General features: G+C 70.3%; 15 protein-coding genes and 1 tRNA gene. 4 read left to right on the forward strand and 12 right to left on the reverse strand.

Translation table 11 applies throughout. The features are described 5' to 3' along the window. Positions 1-494 precede the first annotated feature (494 nt). From ACWDUM_RS20135 to ACWDUM_RS20150, 4 genes are all read right to left on the reverse strand, one after another. Positions 495-1,628: a BPL-N domain-containing protein gene (locus tag ACWDUM_RS20135; RefSeq protein WP_450135311.1), complete on the reverse strand. Its 1,134-nt coding sequence runs from the start codon at positions 1,626-1,628 to the stop codon at positions 495-497. A 74-nt stretch (positions 1,629-1,702) separates the two neighbouring features. Then, the gene (locus ACWDUM_RS20140; protein ID WP_450135312.1) at positions 1,703-2,740 is read right to left on the reverse strand and encodes a nucleoside hydrolase; all 1,038 of its coding nucleotides are present in this window, start codon (positions 2,738-2,740) and stop codon (positions 1,703-1,705) included. 1 nt (position 2,741) lies between these two features. Further along, entirely contained in the window at positions 2,742-3,227 is a 486-nt protein-coding gene (locus ACWDUM_RS20145) for an OsmC family protein (RefSeq protein ID WP_450135313.1), read from the reverse strand. A 21-nt stretch (positions 3,228-3,248) separates the two neighbouring features. Continuing rightward, positions 3,249-4,583: a CoA transferase gene (locus ACWDUM_RS20150; protein WP_450135314.1), complete on the reverse strand. Its 1,335-nt coding sequence runs from the start codon at positions 4,581-4,583 to the stop codon at positions 3,249-3,251. Between the two features lie 34 nt (positions 4,584-4,617). On the opposite strand from ACWDUM_RS20150, the gene ACWDUM_RS20155 reads away from it, so the two are divergent. Beyond that, the gene (locus ACWDUM_RS20155; protein ID WP_450135315.1) at positions 4,618-5,433 is read left to right on the forward strand and encodes a lysoplasmalogenase; all 816 of its coding nucleotides are present in this window, start codon (positions 4,618-4,620) and stop codon (positions 5,431-5,433) included. Here the strand turns inward: ACWDUM_RS20155 and ACWDUM_RS20160 are convergent. From ACWDUM_RS20160 to ACWDUM_RS20170, 3 genes are all read right to left on the reverse strand, one after another. Further along, positions 5,392-6,627 carry a saccharopine dehydrogenase family protein gene (locus ACWDUM_RS20160; protein ID WP_450135316.1) on the reverse strand — a complete coding sequence of 412 codons (1,236 nt, stop codon included), beginning with the start codon at positions 6,625-6,627 and terminating at the stop codon, positions 5,392-5,394. The genes ACWDUM_RS20155 and ACWDUM_RS20160 overlap by 42 nt on opposite strands. Positions 6,628-6,662: 35 nt before the next feature. Continuing rightward, entirely contained in the window at positions 6,663-8,156 is a 1,494-nt protein-coding gene (locus ACWDUM_RS20165) for a glutamate-cysteine ligase family protein (protein ID WP_450113737.1), read from the reverse strand. A 99-nt stretch (positions 8,157-8,255) separates the two neighbouring features. Beyond that, positions 8,256-9,698 carry an SDR family NAD(P)-dependent oxidoreductase gene (locus ACWDUM_RS20170; protein ID WP_450113736.1) on the reverse strand — a complete coding sequence of 481 codons (1,443 nt, stop codon included), beginning with the start codon at positions 9,696-9,698 and terminating at the stop codon, positions 8,256-8,258. Positions 9,699-9,922: 224 nt separating this feature from the next. On the opposite strand from ACWDUM_RS20170, the gene ACWDUM_RS20175 reads away from it, so the two are divergent. Then, on the forward strand, positions 9,923-11,065 hold the full coding sequence (locus ACWDUM_RS20175) for a S8 family peptidase (RefSeq protein WP_450113735.1): 1,143 nt from the start codon (positions 9,923-9,925) through the stop codon (positions 11,063-11,065). Positions 11,066-11,161: 96 nt separating this feature from the next. On the opposite strand, the gene ACWDUM_RS20180 is transcribed toward ACWDUM_RS20175, so the two are convergent. After that, a tRNA-Leu gene (locus ACWDUM_RS20180) sits at positions 11,162-11,247 on the reverse strand. A gap of 180 nt (positions 11,248-11,427) precedes the next feature. On the opposite strand from ACWDUM_RS20180, the gene ACWDUM_RS20185 reads away from it, so the two are divergent. Together ACWDUM_RS20185 and ACWDUM_RS20190 are read left to right on the forward strand one after the other, a co-directional pair. Then, positions 11,428-12,798, forward strand: coding sequence for a M20/M25/M40 family metallo-hydrolase (locus ACWDUM_RS20185; protein ID WP_450135672.1), 1,371 nt, complete (start codon positions 11,428-11,430; stop codon positions 12,796-12,798). A gap of 21 nt (positions 12,799-12,819) precedes the next feature. After that, positions 12,820-13,359: a YbhB/YbcL family Raf kinase inhibitor-like protein gene (locus ACWDUM_RS20190; protein ID WP_450113734.1), complete on the forward strand. Its 540-nt coding sequence runs from the start codon at positions 12,820-12,822 to the stop codon at positions 13,357-13,359. A gap of 94 nt (positions 13,360-13,453) precedes the next feature. Here the strand turns inward: ACWDUM_RS20190 and ACWDUM_RS20195 are convergent, their stop codons facing one another. The 4 genes from ACWDUM_RS20195 to ACWDUM_RS20210 form a co-directional block, all read right to left on the reverse strand. Then, positions 13,454-14,524, reverse strand: a complete 1,071-nt coding sequence (locus ACWDUM_RS20195; RefSeq protein ID WP_450113733.1) for a quinone-dependent dihydroorotate dehydrogenase — start codon at positions 14,522-14,524, stop codon at positions 13,454-13,456. A gap of 53 nt (positions 14,525-14,577) precedes the next feature. Next, positions 14,578-15,612, reverse strand: coding sequence for a YncE family protein (locus tag ACWDUM_RS20200; RefSeq protein ID WP_450135317.1), 1,035 nt, complete (start codon positions 15,610-15,612; stop codon positions 14,578-14,580). Between the two features lie 130 nt (positions 15,613-15,742). Continuing rightward, a complete protein-coding gene (locus ACWDUM_RS20205) occupies positions 15,743-16,591 on the reverse strand; it encodes a heme ABC transporter ATP-binding protein (protein WP_450135318.1) in 849 nt (282 codons plus the stop codon). Continuing rightward, the gene (locus ACWDUM_RS20210) at positions 16,588-17,598 is read right to left on the reverse strand and encodes a FecCD family ABC transporter permease (protein ID WP_450113799.1); all 1,011 of its coding nucleotides are present in this window, start codon (positions 17,596-17,598) and stop codon (positions 16,588-16,590) included. The genes ACWDUM_RS20205 and ACWDUM_RS20210 overlap by 4 nt, the downstream gene beginning before the upstream one ends. Position 17,599 lies beyond the last annotated feature (1 nt).

Below are 17,599 nucleotides of genomic sequence, written 5' to 3' on the forward strand. Positions count from 1 at the left end.
ACGATTGTCCATGACGGCGGGTCGGGCCGCGACGGCGGGGTCCGGAAATGACCTTTTTGTTCCGTTCGTGCTGGACATTTCGGCGATTCTCGCCCCGGGAATCCTGGGCGGCGGGGGTGGCGTGCGACATCCTTCGGTGCACGTCGTTCGGGACATTTCACCCTCGGGTTCACCCGTGCTTCCTGTTAGGAAGTGGCGGCGGTCACAGTCGGGTGCGCGCGCATGGGAGGGCCGCTGGACACCCGGAGGCTAATCCGGACACCGTGGGCGCGGTGTTGACCGCCCTGGTGGGGTCCCGTGGGCTGCCGAATGTCGACGCTCGTCGTCGACATTCGGCTGTACGCCCGGCCGGAAGCTCGCGCGAAAGCGGGTGCCCGCGCCGGAGTCCGCGTCGGCGCAGACGGACCGGACCGAGGCGAAGGTCGAGCTGATCGCGTTGTGTGCCGGAGACCGCGCGGCGCCGGGGTCCGGCCGCACCCCGGCGCCGCGGCCTTCTACGGTGCGGGCTGTGGCACCGGCGCCGCAGTTGCGTCGTAACCGGTCAGGAACGGTTGCAGGAAGGGCACTTCCGAGAGCCGGTCGAACGGCCACGGCAGCGTCGGGCGGGTCGGCGTCGTGGTGGCCGGCAGCGGGGTCGAAGTGGTCGGGGCCGGCGGTGTGGTCGTCGTCGTGGGTGCGGGCACGGCAGGGGCGGTGACCTGGGGTGCGACCGGCGCAGGAGCCGGAGCGGCGGGCGCGGCGGGTGTGGTGGTGATCGGTGCCGCGACCGTCGTCGCCGGGACGGCAGTGGTCGTCGGTGCCGGGACGGCGGTGGTCGTCGGGGCGGTCGTGGTAGTCGTTGCCGGCGGGGTCGTGGTGGCGGTCTTGTTGCCGCGCACGGTGGTTTCGATCAGGTCGTACGCGAGCTGCGGGTTCACCGCACCGTCCGGGGACAGCCCGTCGTCGACGAACCAGCTCTTGTCGGCCTCGATGTGCGGGCCCACGACGCCGACCCGGCCCTTGCCGTAGTCGGTGGCGAGCGCGGCCACCTCGCCACCCTTGTACGTGCCGAGGATGGTGGCGCCGTGCCCGGCGTTGAGCTCGAAGGCCGGCGGATCCTGGAAGTAGGTCGTGTACTCGGTTCCCCGCCAGACGATCGTCGACCGCGCGGGCTTGGTGTCCCACACCGTCGCGCCGCGCTTCGCGCTGTACTGGGAGGTGTCACCGGGCAGCAGATTGTACCCCGGTGTGGCACCGGCCAGATAGCCGCCGACGCAGAAGCCGAGATAGTTGCCGCCGGCCGCGATCCAGTTCTTGATCAGCGTGGAGTACGGCTTCATCGCCTTCCATGCGGTGCTCAGGCTCGGTCCGCCGGGCTGGGCGAAGACGGTGGCGCGGGCCAGGGTGGCCGCGGTGATCGGGGTGTCGTTCGGGCCGACGTATTCGATCCGGAACTTGGACGGTGAGTTGCGCAGCACCACGGCAACGGATTCTGCGGTGCCCGGCACCGACGCCGGACCCCGGTACACCAGCGCGAGCGGCTGGGCCGGTGGGACCGGCGTGGTGGTCTGGGCGGCGGCCAGCACCGGCACGCCCAGCAGAGCCAGCACCACGGCCAGGACCACAAGTACCCGTCGGTGATTGCGCATGGCACCCCGCTCTGTTCTCTCGTCGCTCGCTGTCGGCGAGAACCGACGGCGCGGTTGACATTACAATGATGCGCTCAGATATCCGCCGTTTGACACAGGCGGGACCCGATGCGGTCGATCAGGTCGTCGAAGAACGCCTCGGGATCGGTGTCCACCGCGATGTCGGCGTTCGGTGCACGTCCCCACATACCGTGCCAGTCGGCGACCGTGCAGCCGCGGGTCAGCGTCCCGGTGAGTTCGACGTCCACGGTCGCGGGCCTGGTCGTCGCTCGGGCCGGGTCGAGGGCGAGGGCCGCCGCGAACGGATCGTGCATGTGCGCCAGAAATCCCTGCCCGTGGTCGCGGTGGAACTCCAGGTAGAAGCGGATGGCATCGGACAGCGCGCGGAGGACGGGATTGGCTGTACGCGAGCGTGTTCCGGGAGGATCCTGCTCGGTGATCAGCTCGACCGGCGTGCTGCCTGCGGCCTCGGCGAGCCGGCGTAGATGGGTCGGTCGCATCTCGATGGTCTCGGTGATGTCGAGCGGGCACACCAGAGGCCTGCGGTCGGGCGGTGCCGCGCTGAACGCGTCGAACACCACCTTCGCGGCCTCGGGGTCGACGGAGATGTTCCACTCCGCCTTCGGTGTCGTGTTCCCGGGATGGTTGAACGCGCCACCCATGACGACCAGCCGGTTCAACAGCAGCGGCAGTTCGGGCTCCATCCGCAGCGCCAGCGCGAGATTGGTCATCGGTCCGGTCACCAGGCCCGTCACCTCACCGGGGCGCGAGCGGGCGATCTCGACCCACGCGGTGGCCGAGTCACGCTGGGCGAGCGCGCGTGTCGACGGTGGCAGCACCGCGTAGCCGAGCCCCTGCGGTCCATGGGTGTCCTCGGTGGTGCGCAGGTCGTCGGTCAGCGGCACCGGTGAACCCAGCGTCACCTCGATGTCGGGCCTGCCGCACAGGTCCAGCCAGGCCAGATTGTTCGCAGCGACCTGTGCGGTGGGCACATTGCCCGCCGTGCTCGCCACGGAGAGGATCTCGGCATCCGGACTGGCGACCAGGTACAGCAGTGCAAGAGCGTCGTCGATCCCGGTGTCGACGTCGACGAACAGGGGAGTCGGCGCCACGTCAGTCCTCGATTCGCGTCGTCGGGTCGTGCCGGACGGGGAAGTTGACGGAGCGGGCGATGAAGCACGTCTCGTGCGAACGCCGGTGCAGGTCCGCGACCGCCGCGATCACGTCCCCCGCGTTCCCGGAACTGCGCGCGACGACCACCTCGGGCCGAAGGGTGACGGACGTGAACTGCCCCGCCCCGCCCGCCTCTTCGACCATGGTTCCGGTCGGACGGTCGGTGTACTCCGTGACGACGATGCCGTCCGCGGCGGCAAGGCCGAGAAACCAGAGCATGTGGCATTCGGAGATGGAAGCGACGAGCAGTTCCTCGGGGTTCCAGCGTCGTGGGTCACCACGAAATGCCGGATCCGAACTGGCGAGGACCGGCGGTTTGCCGTCTGCGGCGACATGATGGTCCCTGCTGTACTTCGTCGGGGACGAAGTACCCGAGCCGAGATTCCCGGTCCACGCCACCTCGAGGCCGTAATGGTGTTCACGCACGGACAGATCCTCTCACCCCCCTCAAACCCAGTGCGGCGCATCGGCACCCCAGTCGTGAGCCGGGAACGGGTACTCGGCACGTCCGGGAAGTGCGGGACGCGCAGAGGTGATCGCGCCGTGGGTGACGGTCGCGGACGCGCCGGGCGCGAGTGGCGCCGGAGGCTGCTCCACCCGCCCCGGAGCGCCGAGGAGGGAATGGGCGGTTCGTGCCAGCGACACCGAAACCGAACGCCCCAGGCCGTCGCCGACCCGCAGCGCGACTGCGTCGACGATGCCAGCCGCCAGCAGGTAGCCGCTCGCATGATCGAGGGCCTGGACCGGTAGCGCACCGGGACGCTCACCGCCCTCGACGAGCGCAATTCCCGACGCGGCCTGCACGATCGAGTCGAAGCCGCGTCGCCGAGCCCACGGGCCGCTCGTGCCCCATGCACTCACCGACCCGTGCACCAGTCCCGGCCGCTCCGTCAGCCCGAACCGGTCGAGCGCGCCCGGGCGATAGCCGGTGACGAGCACGTCCGCGGTCTCGAGCAGTGCGCGCATCGCGAACAACTCCTCGTCGAGCGTCAGATCGAGCAGCGTCGTCCGCTTGCCCTGCCCGGTGTCACGGTGCTGCCAGTCGATCTCGTGCAGGTGAGGCGAATCGACGCGCAGCACCTGGGCGCCGAGAATGGCCAGCGCGCGGGCCGCGACCGGACCGGCGAGCACCCGCGTCAGGTCGAGTACCCGCAGGCCCGCAAGCGGGCGGGTGGGGTCGGCGACCGACAGCACCGCGCCCTCGTGCCATCCGTCCGCTGTCGTCATCGTCACCAGCGGCCCGCGCGCAGCCTCCAGTCCCTGTGGGTGCGTGGCCCATTCGTCCTCGCTGCGAACCCGAGCCGCAACCGCGTCCGCCTCGGCGCACCGGTCCTCGACCTCCTGCGCGGTCAGTTCACCGACCCGGGTCGACAGCATGCCCGGATCGGCGTCGGCAGGAAGGTCGAGTGCCGCGAGCAGCCGCAGCCGATGGTGCGGATAGTTCGCGTGCGTGCGGACCCACCCGTCCGACGCCGCGAAGAACCCCGACATCGGCGCGAACCCGGCGACGGGCTGCCCGTCGATCCGCAGCACCTTCTCGCCCGCGAACGACGCCGCGATCCGTTCGGAATCGAGAAACCACGGATGCGGCTCACGGCCACGGGCCACGAGCAACCGATTCACCGCCGACGCGAGCGCACCGACCGAACCCGACGCCAGCGCGGTCGTCGGCAGCCGGGACGTCAGGAACCCCGACGGCGCCGGATGGTGCACCCACCCCGGATCCGAGGACAGGGCGCACCCGCGCTCGTATTCGTCGTGGAACCGCTGCGCTGACGCCACATCTGCACCGTACCCCGCGCTCTACGATGGCCCGATGATCTCAGGTGCGAAGCGCAGCGGAGCCACCCGTCACGCCGACCGGAAGTCCACCGGTACCGCGACGGTCGCCGCGGCGGCATTCGGCGTCGTCGCAGTCGTCCACCTCGTCGCCCAGCTGGCCGGGGCAGGCACGGTGGACCGGATCAGTCAGTACCTGCTGATGCCGCTGCTGGCGGCGACGCTCGCGCTGTCGACCGATGCTCCGCGTTCGCGGCTCGTGCGCACGACGCTGCTGGCACTGGGCTTTTCCTGGCTCGGTGACTCCGCCCCGTCCTTCTTCGACGGCGACACCGCGTTCCTGGTGATGATCGGCTTCTTCCTGCTCGCGCAGATCGCCTACATCGTCGCATTCTGGCCGTATCGGTCCCGGGCACTCGCGACCCGCCCCGCCCTCGCGGCATGCGCCGTCGCGATCGTGCTGCTGGTCGTCGCATGCGCCCCCGGCGCCGGGGTTCTGCTGGCGCCGGCGCTGGTCTACGGACTGTGTCTGGGCTCGATGGCGGTGCTCGCCACCGGGCTCGGCCGCATCGCCGCGTGGGGCGGCGCACTGTTCCTGCTGTCCGACTCGATGATCGCGCTCGGCGCGTTCGCGGACTGGTTCAACCCACCCGCCAAGGGTTTCTGGGTCATGCTCACCTACATAGCGGGGCAGACGCTGTTGGTCGCGGGTGTCCTGTCCGTCGACCGCGCGGCCGGACCGCGTCCTCCGGACGGTGACCTCGCGCCGGACCGACTACGTCCTCCGGACGGCGACCTCGCGCCGGAACGACTACGTCCTCCGGACGGTGATCTCGAACCCGGCGTCGCGTAGCCGATCCACCAGGCGGTCGCCGATCGCCGTCGCGGGTGTGAGCACGCCGGCCGCGTCCGGCAGTGCGCCCCGGTCCAGGGCCAGGGCGAGGGCGGACTCGCCCAGCATGACCGCGGTGGCGGCGTACCCGGGGTCACCCTGCGCCCGGATCCGCGACACGTACCGGGCGCCCGTGGTCGTGGTCGTGTGGACGTCGCTGGTGAAATGCCCTGTCCTCCGCGTCTTCTCGCTCGGGCCCTCGCCCGGCTTCGGCAGCACCCGGTCGAGCGCCCAACGGGTCGGGGGAAACGACAGTCCGGCGATCAGCGCGCCGAGGCCGGCGGCGACTCCCGCCGCGAGCACCGGCGACAGGGGAGACGTGCCGACACTCATCACCTCCCGATACCGGAACGTGCGCCCGTACGCCCAGTCCCGCAGCGCATTGCTGCGCCGCACCACCCGGGTGTTCGTCGATCCCATGACGAACGGCGCCGTCACGCCCTTCAGATCCGGCGAGATGTCCGAGCCCTTGACCAGTTCGGTGTCGGGCTGACGGCCCAGGTCCGGTTCCGCGGCCACCTCGGGGCTCAGTGAATACGGTTGCAGCGCAATCGAACGGGCCCGCTTGTCGGACTTCACGGTGTCGACGAGGGTGCGCATCGAGTCGATGGTGCCGCCGCTCACGCCGCCGCGCAGCGATGCCACCAGCGTCGTGTCGGTGAGGGTGCCTTCTCCGTCCGCGGCCACCTGTTCGTGCAGCACGTGCACCCCGAGGTCGGATGGGATCGAGTCGTACCCGCAGGCGTGCACGATCCTGGCGCCGGTCCCCGCGGCGACGTCGTGGAACCGGTCGATCGACTCGCGTGCGAACAGCACTTCGCCGGACAGGTCGGCGTAGTCGGTGCCCGCCTCGGCGCAGGCACGGACCAGGTCGATGCCGTACTTGGCGTAGGGGCCGACCGTGGTGACCACGACATGGGTGGCGTTCGCCAGTGCCGTCAGTGAGTCCGCGTCGTCGGCGGACGCGATCAGCAGCGGCCACTCCGCCGCCCCGGGCAGGCCCTCACGCACCCGCACGAGCCGTTCGCGGGACCGGCCGGCCAACCCGATCCGGGTGCCGGCGGGGGCGTGTCGGGCGAGGTACTCGGCGGTGAGCCTGCCGACGAAGCCGGTGGCGCCGTAGACGACGACGTCGAGGTCGCGGGTGCGGGTCATGGGCCGACACTACTCGGAGGTAGGTGGTGCCGGGCTCAATCCCAGGTGTGGACAGGCGACGCCGAATGCATGCGATCGAGGTAGTCGGAGAGCATCGAGCTCAGCGCCGCGTCCCGGCTTTCGCCCGCGTTCTCCCGCGCCGCCACCGCCGCGCGCTGCCAGTTCGCGCCGTTGCGGCGGCCGCGGCAGCGTTCCTCGACGATTCCCAGATAGGTGTCGCGGACATCGGGCGCGACCCCGAGGGCGTCCAGGCCGTCGTGTGCCAACGGCAGGAGTGTCTGCAACACCAGCTCGTGCGGGGCGACCGCGCCGATGTCGGGCCAGAACAGGCGCGCCTCGAACCCACGCCGTGCGCCGGCCTGGAGATTGGCGGCGGCCGCCTCGAACGGCATGCGCGACCACGAGGGGCGTTCCGCATGCGCCAGCGAGTGCACCGCGCCGTAGTAGAAGGCCGCGTCCGCGACGGTGTCGCGGACGGTGGGACCGCACGGCAGCACCCGATTCTCGAGGCGCAGATGGTGGTCGGTGGCGGTGGTGTCGTAGATCGGGCGGTTCCAGCGATAGATCGTCCCGTTGTGCATGCGCAGTTCGGCAAGTTCGGGGGTGCCCCCGGCAGCGACCACGGCGCGGGGTTCCTCGTCCGTGCACTCCGGGAGCAGGGCCGGGAAGTACCGGGAGTTCTCCTCGAACAGATCGAAGATCGACGAGATCCACCGCTCTCCGAACCAGACCCGCGGACGCACACCCTGATTCTTCAGCTCCAGCGGACGGGTGTCGGTCGCCTGCTCGAACAGCGGGATGCGGGTCTCGTGCCACAGCGCCCGGCCGACGAAGAACGGGGAGTTCGCGGCGATCGCCACCTGCACTCCCGCCAGCATCTGCGCCGAGTTCCAGTGGGCACCGAATTCGCTGGGCGAGACCTGCAGGTGGAGTTGGGTGGACGTGCACGCGGCCTCCGCGAGGATCGTGTCGGTCACCGTCGCGAGGCGCTCGGTGTCCTGACGGCCCGGCAGCGGCACCCCCGTGATGTCGAGTTCGATGTCCTCCCCGCGGGCCGCGAGGATCTGCTGGGCGAGCGCCGTGTACCGCGGGTCCGACGACATCCACCGCTGGTCGAGGTGCCGCTTGCGCAGGGTCGGCAGGATGCCGATCATCGCCAGCCGGCCTCCACCGGCGCGGGCCCGCTCGTTGGCCTGGTTCAGTGTGGTCCGCAGCTCGTCCTCGAGCTCCGCCAGATTGGTGCCGTCGAGCCGGCGCGGAGCGACGTTGACCTCGATGTTGAACTGGCCGAGCTCGGTCTGGTACGCCGGATCGGCGATGGCGTCGAGCACGGATGCGTTCACCATCGCCGGCTCCCGGTGGGTGTCGACGAGATTCAGTTCGAGTTCGAGTCCCACGGTCGGTTCGCCGTCGGGCGCCTGCTCACCCGCCAGCAGATCCGCGAGGGCATCGAGGCAGTTGTGCACCTTCTCTCGGAACACCTGCCGGTCCTTGCGGGTGAACACCACACGGGTGACCTCGCGGCCCATGCGCGTCTCCCTCGGTCGACATCACATGTCGAATCCAAGTATTCCCGAGGGGGCGCCGCGATGCGCGGTGATGCCATCTCGGCGACGGGCCGCCCGAGATCACCAGGGTGAGGGTACGAAGTCCTTGAGGAAGCAGCCGTACAGGTCCACGCCGGCCTCGCCCTGCACGATCGGGTCGTAGACCCGTGCCGCGCCGTCGACGAGGTCGAGGGGCGCGTGGAAGCCCTCCTCCGCGAGCCGCAGCTTGGTGTAGTGCGGGCGCTCGTCGGTGATCCATCCGGTGTCGACGGCGGTCATCAGGATGCCGTCCTGCTCGAGCATCTCCTTCGCGCTGGTGCGCGTGAGCATGTTGAGTGCGGCCTTGGCCATGTTGGTGTGCGGATGGCCGGGGCCCTTGTACTGGCGCGAGAACTGGCCCTCCATCGCGGAGACGTTCACCACGTACTTGCGGCGTGCGGGTGACGCGGCCATCGCGGGTCGCAGACGGTCGACGAGGATGAACGGCGCCACCGAGTTGCACAGCTGGACCTCGAGCAGCTCGATCGGGTCGACCTCGCCGACCGCCTGCACCCAGCTGTTGGTGTGCGCGAGGTCGGGCACCAGGCCGCCCGCGTCGATCGCGATTCCCTGCGAAATGCGTTCGGGGGTGGCCGATCCCGCGACCAGGGCCAGTTCGCTGACCTGGTGGACGATGGACTGCGTCGCGGCGGGCAGCGAGCTCGCCAGCGCGGCCGGGTGCGCGTCGCTCGTCTTGCCGAACGTCACGACCTCGGGCAGTTCGCCTGCCGGCAGAGGACCGGACTCCGCCTCGGCGAGCGCCGAGTACGCGCCCGGCGAGCGGCGGACGGTCTGGGCGGCGTTGTTGATCAGGATGTCGAGCGGGCCCTGCGAGGCCACGTCCTCGGTCAGCGCCACCACCTGGGCGGGGTCGCGCAGGTCGATGCCCACCACGCGCAGTCGGTGGATCCAGTCGCCGCTGTCCTCCATCGCCGTGAACCGGCGGATCGCGTCGTTCGGGAACCGGGTGGTGATCGTCAGGTGGGCGCCGTCACGCAGCAGACGCAGCGCGATGTACATGCCGATCTTCGCGCGACCGCCGGTGAGCAGGGCGCGGCGGCCGGCCAGGTCGGTGCTCGCGTCTCGCTTGGCGTGGCTGCGGGCCGCGCACTCGGGGCACAGCTGGTGGTAGAAGGCGTCGACGACGGTGTAGCGCTGCTTGCAGATGTAGCAGGGCCGCGGCCGGATCAGGGTGCCCGCGGTGGCGCCGGCGGTCGGTGAGGAGATCAGCACGCCTGCGGTCTCGTCGTCGATCCGGTTCGGGGAACCGGTCGCCGTGGCCGCGACGACCGCACGATCGGCGGCGTTCTTGGCGTCGCGTGTCTCGATCCGCTTGCGGCGCTTGAGTCGCTTGAACATCTTGCCGCTCGCGCGTTGCAGTGCGATCGAGTCGGGGTGCTCGGCGTCGAGTTCACCCGCAGCGGCGAGGACCTTCAGACAGGTCTCCAGGTCGGCGGGGTCGATACCGGTCGTCGGTTGTGCCATCGGTGTGGTGCTCAGTCCTGAATCTCGTCACCCCGGCGGGCCGGGCAGTCTGTCCGTGCAGTCGTCGCCCGAGTCTACCGACCGCCTCGCGACCAGCCGATTCGGCCGTGTCACGGGTGGTGACATCCGGTCCGGGCGCGAGGAGGATTGCCGGTGTCGGGGGAGTGGGATCGGTCGGGGGATCGTCGGGCCGGGCCGGCCCGACCGGACGAAAGGCCAGCATCATGGACAAGTCGGAACGGCGGCCGTCCACCGGATTGGCGACGATCGTGACCGCGGCCACCGTCGTACCAGTGGAGCGACCTGTACAGAAGGACGGACCGTACCTGCCCGAACTGACGGACCTGGACCAGTTGGTCCGGGTACCCGAGACACGCCGGGACTTCAACGTGTCCGGCTCGGGGGTCACCGTCGCGATCCTCGACACCGGGCTGCGGGCGACCCACGCCGATTTCTCGGGGCGGGTGCTGGCGGGGCACAACTGCACGGGCGGTGACCCGGACGACACCGGGGACCGGTACGGGCACGGCACGAGTGTCGGAGGGATCGCGTGCGCGGGCCGCATTCACACGGGGGTCGCCCCGAACGCCCGGATCGTGCCGGTGAAGGTGCTCGGTGACGACGGCGGCGGCACGCTGGCGCACGTACGGGACGGACTGGAATGGGTGCTCGGGCACTGGGCCCAGCTGGGCATCTCGGCGCTGTGCATGCCGTTCGGCACCGCCGACAACCGGACCAGTGACACCGACCTCGCCGGCGACGAGATCGGTTCGCTGCTGCAGCAATTGACCGAGCGCGGCGTCGCCTGCGTGGTCGGGTCGGGTAACGAGTACTACGCGCACGGCGGCGTGCAGGGCATGAGCTACCCGGCGATCATCCGGCACTGTCTGAGCGTCGGTGCGGTCTACGACGCGGACGAGGGGCCGTTCCGCTACCCGGACGGGGCGAAGGCGTTCTCGACGGCGCCGGACCGGATCACCCCGTACTCACAGCGGCTGCACCACAAGATCGGCGGGCCGTGCGCGACCGACCTGTTCGCGCCGGGGTCGCCGGTGACCTCCACCGGGGTGCGCAACGACACCGGGGAGTCGCTGCAGTACGGCACCAGCCGGGCCGCGGCCGTCACCACCGGAGTGATCCTGCTCCTGCAGTCGTACTACCTGCGTGCCACGGGAGAGTTGCCGACGGTGGCGGACGTCAAACGCTGGCTGTTGCGTGGGGCGACCGTCATATACGACGGCGACGACGAACACGACAACGTCGCGCACACGGGTCTGACGTTCTCACGGCTCAGCGCGCCCGGGGCGCTGTTCGCATGCGCGAAGGAACTGGCGATGCACGAACTCACGTCGGCGCAGAGGATGTGAGCACTCGACGAAATCACTCCACGAAATCGCAAGGGCGACAACGAGAAAAACCCCGGACCGTGGTCCGGGGTTTTTCTCGTCTGTCTCAACTCAGAGTGCGCGAGGGGGGACTTGAACCCCCACGTCCATTAGTAGGACACTAGCACCTCAAGCTAGCGCGTCTGCCATTCCGCCACTCGCGCTTGCACACTCTTTGTTTCGCTCGCCGCTCTCGCTGCGTGCTGGAAAAGATTAACCCAGGCAGACCCAAACACCAAAATCGCCCTGTTTCCGCAGGTGAAAGGGGGTGTCCGACGATCATCGACGCGATATTCGGTGACCGCCGGTGGTAGGAAAGGGTGGTGCCCCACATCGACAACCCGATCAATTCGGGGGAATCCGCCCGCAACAGCCCCGAACCGACCGCCCGCACTCGTGCAGAGAACGAGGTCGTGGATCTCGTCAGCGCCCTGATCCGTTTCGACACGTCGAACACCGGCGAACTCGCCACCACCAAGGGTGAACGCGAATGCGCCGAATGGGTGGCCCGCAAACTCGAGGAGGTCGGGTACGAGACGGTCTACGTCGAGTCCGGGCAGCCGGGACGAGGCAACGTCTTCGCGCGACTGCCCGGTGCCGACCGCAGCCGCGGGGCGCTGATGATCCACGGCCACCTCGACGTCGTTCCCGCCGAACCGGCCGACTGGAGCGTGCACCCCTTCTCCGGCGCCGTCGAGGACGGGTACGTGTGGGGTCGGGGTGCCGTCGACATGAAGGACATGGTCGGGATGACCCTGGCGCTGGCGCGCCAGTTCAAGGCGGAGGGCACGGTGCCGCCGCGGGACCTGGTGTTCGCCTTCCTGGCCGACGAGGAGGCCGGAGGCACCTGGGGATCGCAGTGGCTGGTGAAGAACCGGCCCGATCTGTTCGAGGGCGTCACCGAGGCGGTCGGAGAGGTCGGCGGCTTCTCGCTGTCGGTGCCGCGCCCGGACGGCAGCGACGCCCGCCTGTACCTGGTGGAGACCGCCGAGAAGGGACTGGGCTGGATGCGGTTGACCGCGAAGGCCCGCGCCGGCCACGGCTCGTTCCTGCACGAGGACAACGCGGTGACGATCCTCGCCGAGGCGGTCGCCCGGCTCGGCAAGCACACCTTCCCACTGGTGGTGCCCGACTCGGTTGCGGAATTCCTCGCCGCCGTCGGTACCGAGAGCGGGCTGGAATTCGATCCGGGTGCGGCGGATCTCGACACCGCACTCGGGAAGCTCGGCAGCATCTCCCGGATCATCGGCGCCACCCTGCGCGACACCGCGAACCCGACCATGCTCGACGCCGGTTACAAGGCGAACGTCATCCCGCAGACCGCGACCGCCGTGGTGGACTGCCGGGTGCTGCCGGGCCGGCAGGCCGCGTTCGAGCGCGAGGTCGACGAGCTGATCGGTCCGGACGTGACCCGGGAGTGGATCACCAAACTCGATTCGTACGAGACCACCTTCGACGGGCACCTCGTCGACGCCATGAACGCCGCGATCCTCGCGCACGACCCGAACGGCCGCACGGTGCCGTACATGCTGTCCGCGGGAACCGATGCAAAGGCGTTCGCCACGTTGGGGATTCGCTGCTTCGGGTTCGCGCCGCTCCAGCTGCCGCCGGAACTGGACTTCACCGCGCTGTTCCATGGAGTCGACGAGCGGGTGCCGGTCGACGCACTAGAGTTCGGCACGCGCGTACTCGAGCACTTCCTGTTGCACAGCTGAGAACTCACGAGAGGACACCCCATGGCTCATGACCACGATCCGTACGGCCCGCTGCCGGACCTGCCGACCTTCACCCTGACGTCGGAGCAGATCACCGAGGGCGGCGAGGTGCCCGCCGATCAGCGCAGCGGCATCTTCGGGGTGCCCGGCGGCAAGGACATCTCGCCGCAGCTGTCCTGGTCGGGGTTCCCGGCGGAGACGAAGAGCTTCGTCGTCACGATGTACGACCCGGACGCCCCGACCGCGTCGGGCTTCTGGCACTGGGCGGTCGCGGACATCCCCGCCTCGGTGACCTCGCTCGCCGCGAACGCGGGCGACGACGGCGGCGCCGGACTGCCCGACGGCGCGATCACGCTGAAGAACGACGGCGGCGGCCACCGGTACCTCGGCTCGGCCCCGCCGGTCGGCCACGGCCCGCACCGCTACATCTTCGCCGTGCACGCGCTGAGCGTGGAGAAGGTCGACGGCCTGACCACCGACTCGACGCCGGCCTTCCTCGGCTTCAACCTGTTCAGCCACGCGATCGCCCGCGCGACCCTCACGGCCACCTTCGGCCGCTGACCCCCGCCAAGGGCTGAAGGTGGCCTTCGTTCGGTCAGGCCGAACGAAGGCCACCTTCAGCCATTTGGGGGAGCGGGTGGGGTGGTGAAGTCTCTCAGGCGCGGGTGGCGGCACCGACGGCGTCGGCGAGCGAGGCGTATCCGCCCTCCCGGACCTTCCGGGCCAGACCCTTGTGAATCTTCTTCATCCAGAACGGGCCGCCGTAGATGAATCCGGTGTACCCCTGGATCAGCGAGGCGCCTGCCAGGATCCGTTCCCACGCCTGATCGACGGTCTCGATGCCGCCGACCGAGATCAACGCGAGCCGATCGCCGACCCGGGCGTACAGCCGGCGCAGCACCTCGACCGACCGGTCCGCGACCGGTGCGCCGGAGATGCCGCCGGCACCGAGAGCCGACACCTCGTCGGCGGGGGTGCGCAGGCCGTCCCGCGAGATGGTGGTGTTGGTGGCGACGATGCCCGCCAGCCCGAGCTCGACGGCGAGGTCCGCAACCGCGTCGATGTCCTCGTCGGACAGATCCGGAGCGATCTTCACCAGTACAGGCACCTCCACGCTGGCGAGAACCGCGGCGAGGATCGGTCGCAGCGATTCCACCGCCTGCAGGTCCCGCAGGCCGGGGGTGTTCGGGGAACTGACGTTCACGACCAGGAAGTCGGCGAGCGGGCCGAGCAGGCGGGCGCTGGTGGCGTAGTCGTCGGCGGCACCTTCCGCGGGCACCACCTTCGTCTTGCCGATGTTCGCGCCGATCGGCAGTGCCGTGTGGCGGCGTCGCAGCTGATTCGCCGCGTCACCCGCACCGTGGTTGTTGAAGCCCATCCGGTTCAGGAGCGCGCGGTCCGCGGGCAGCCGGAAGAGGCGCGGCGCCGGGTTGCCGGGCTGGGCCTGCGCGGTGACGGTGCCGACTTCGGCGTACCCGAATCCGAGGGCACCCCAGGTGTTCACGCCGGTGGCATTCTTGTCGAACCCGGCGGCCAGGCCGAGCGGGGCGGGGAAGTCGACGCCGAACACCCGCGTGCGCAGCACCGGGTCCGGCACGGTGAGCACGCGCGCCACCAGGGAGCGCAGCGGCCCGAAGAACGTCACCGCCCGCATCGCCCCGAAGGCGAGGTGGTGCACCCGTTCCGGCGAGATGAGGAACAGCAGGCGCAGCAGCAGGTTGTACACGGAAGATCTCTCCTCGATGGTCGCGGAGCGGGAGTCGGAGTCGGAGTCGGGACTCAGTGGCCGGCGACGTCGATGCGCTGCACGCCGTCCCCGGTGGCCGAGGCGACGAACACGGTCCCGGTGTCGGAGTCGACGGCCACCGAATTCGGCTGGCGGACGGTCGGATAGCGGTGCTTCTCCACCGGAATTCCGGTGGACAGGTCGAATCCGATGACCTCGTTGGTGCCGGTGACGGTGACCCACACCAGTCCGGACTTCTCGTCCACCGCCACTGCATACGGCGAGTTCGCGACGGGATAGCGCTGGTGCATCATCAGCGGGTCCATGGTGAACGACAGCAGTTCGCCGCCGGTGGTGTCGGCGACGATCACGCGGCCGAATCCGTCGGTGACCAGGTTGGTGGCACCCTCGCCGGCACGCAGCGCCATACCCCGCTTGCCGTCGGCCAGATCGATCTCGGTCAGCGACGTCTGCCGCCGGTCGAGGGCGCTGAGCTCGGCCCCGGTCAGCCCGAGCGCGTCCACCGACACCAGCCCGTCGACCCGATGCGTCACGCTGCCCGCCGAATCCAGTTCGAGCACTTCGCCGTCCGCGGTTCCGACCGCCACGCGGCCCTCGCCGAGCAGCGCCGCCGATCGCACCTCCGCGTCGACCGGGATGGTGGAGACCGTGCCGTCGGACAGGTTCACGGTCGACACCCCGCGGCCCGAGGGGACCGCGACGACGCCGTCGCGCGGGGCGGACAGCGACGCCACCCCGCCGGGCAGCGTCACGTCGCGGCGCGGGAAGTCGGACATCGTGCCGGGGGGCATCCCGGGGACGGTCGCGGGTACGAGGATCAGCCCGCGGGCGTCGGGTGTGAGCATGGCCACGGTGTCGCTGGTCGGGTCGAACACGGTCGCCGCGACGGCGGTGCCGAGCGTGATCACCCCGCCGGCAGGAGTGTTCGACACCGCCGGGGACACCGCGGCGGTGGCCGCGTCGATGGTCTGGATCTTGTCGTTGCCGCTGTCCGTGGAACAGCCGGTGACCAGCAGTAACAACGCTCCCGACAGTACGGTCGCGGTGCGTGCGCGGTGTCCCGGCATCTTTCGTCTCCTCAGGGTGCTGCGTCGACTGGCGGCGTTCGGGTGAACGATGTTCCCTCCAGCATTCCCGATCGCCGCCGACTTCCCGAATCCGCATGGCCCTTTCGGGCGAGGGGCGGGCCGATCGGTGTCAGGCCGGCCCGCGTCGCGGGAGGACGAGCTGCGCACCGGTTCGCGGATGGGCGAGCACCTCGACGGGGTGGCCGTACACCCGTCCGAGCAGGTCCTCGGCCAGAACGTCCCGGGGTGTGCCGAACGCGGCGAGACCGCCGTCGGCGAGGACCGCGACGGTGTCGGCATAGGCGGCGGCCAACGCCAGATCGTGCAGCACCACCACCACCGCGGCCCCGGCCCGCGCGCGGTCGGCGGCGAGGTGCATCACCGCCTCCTGGTGGCCGAGGTCCAGGGCGGCGGTCGGCTCGTCGAGGAGCAGGGTCGCGGTCCGCTGCGCGAGGACGCGCGCCAGGGCGACGCGGGCCTTCTCGCCGCCGGACAGTGCCGCGAAGGGGCGGTCCGCGAACCGTTCGACGTCACAGGTGGCCATCGCTTCGGTGACGGCGGCATCGTCCTCGTCGCGCAGCGTGGTGCGGGCCCACGGGGTGCGGCCCATCCGGACCACCTCACGGGCGGTGAAGGAGAAGCCGACGGTGTGCTGCTGGGGGAGTACCGCGCGGTGCCGGGCCATCTCGGGTCGGTTCCACTCACCGAGCGGTCGTCCGTCGAGCTCGACGTGACCGGACGCGACGTCCGTGTCCGCGGACAGGGCGGCGAGCAGGGTGGACTTGCCCGCCCCGTTGGGGCCGACCAACGCGAGCACCTCACCGGCCCGCACGTCCAGGGTCACCGACTCGAGAACGCGACGGCCGCCGCGGTCGACGCTGACGTCCACCGCCCGCATCGTCACCGCGCCCGGTTCGGGCCACTCGGGCGCGGGCAGGTCGCGGGCCAGCAGTTCCCGCACACGGGCGGACAGGTTCATGCCCAGCCTCCCTGCTGCCTGCGGGTGCGGCGGAGCATCCAGAAGAAGAACGGTCCACCGATGAGGGACGTCAGCATGCCCAGGGGCAGGTCGGCGTTGGGGACCAGGGTGCGGGCGCCGAGATCGGCGGCGAGCAGCACGATCGCGCCGCACAGCACGCTGGCGGGGATCAGCAGCCGGTGCCCGGGACCGACGATCATCCGCATCAGGTGCGGAACCACCAGGCCGACGAACAGGATGATGCCGGTGAACGCGACCGACGCCGACACCAGCAGCGCGACGACCAGGACCGCCACCTGCCGCAGCCGCTCGACGTTCACCCCGAGATGGGCGGCCGCGGACTCGCCGAGCGCGAGCAGATCCAGTTTGTGGGCGAGCAGCATCGTGACCGCGATGCCGATGACGGCCATCGGCGTGACCACCGCGACCGCTTCCCAGGTGGCGCCGTTGAGGCTGCCGAGCTGCCAGAAGACGATCTGGTCGCGGGCAGCGGGATCGGCGGCGAACGTGAAGAAGGCGATCAGGCCGCCGGCGAACGCGTTGATCGCGACGCCGGTGAGCACCAGGGTGACCACCTCGGTGCGGCCCTCCGCCCGGGCCAGCAGGTACACCAGGACCGTGGTGACGAGGCCGGTGACGAACGCCGCCGCGGCGACCGCGGTACCTGCGACGAAGGCGCCACCGGTGAGGATGACGGCACAGGCCCCGACGGCCGCACCGGACGACACCCCGATGACCCCGGGTTCGGCGAGCGGGTTGGCGAACACGCCCTGCAGCAGCGCACCCGCACAGGCCAGGCCGGCGCCGACGACGATCGCCAGGATCACCCGGGGAAACCGGACCTGCCAGAGTGTCACCTCACCGCTGGGGTGGGCGGGCATCGGGCCGATGTCGAGACCGATCCGATGGGCGATCGACCCGAGCACTTCGGCGGGCGAGGTCGGCACCTGACCGACACACGCGGAGATCAGCGCGAGCGCGAGCAGGCCGAGCGCCAGTGCCACCAGT

This window comes from Rhodococcus sp. NPDC003322 (assembly GCF_053589555.1).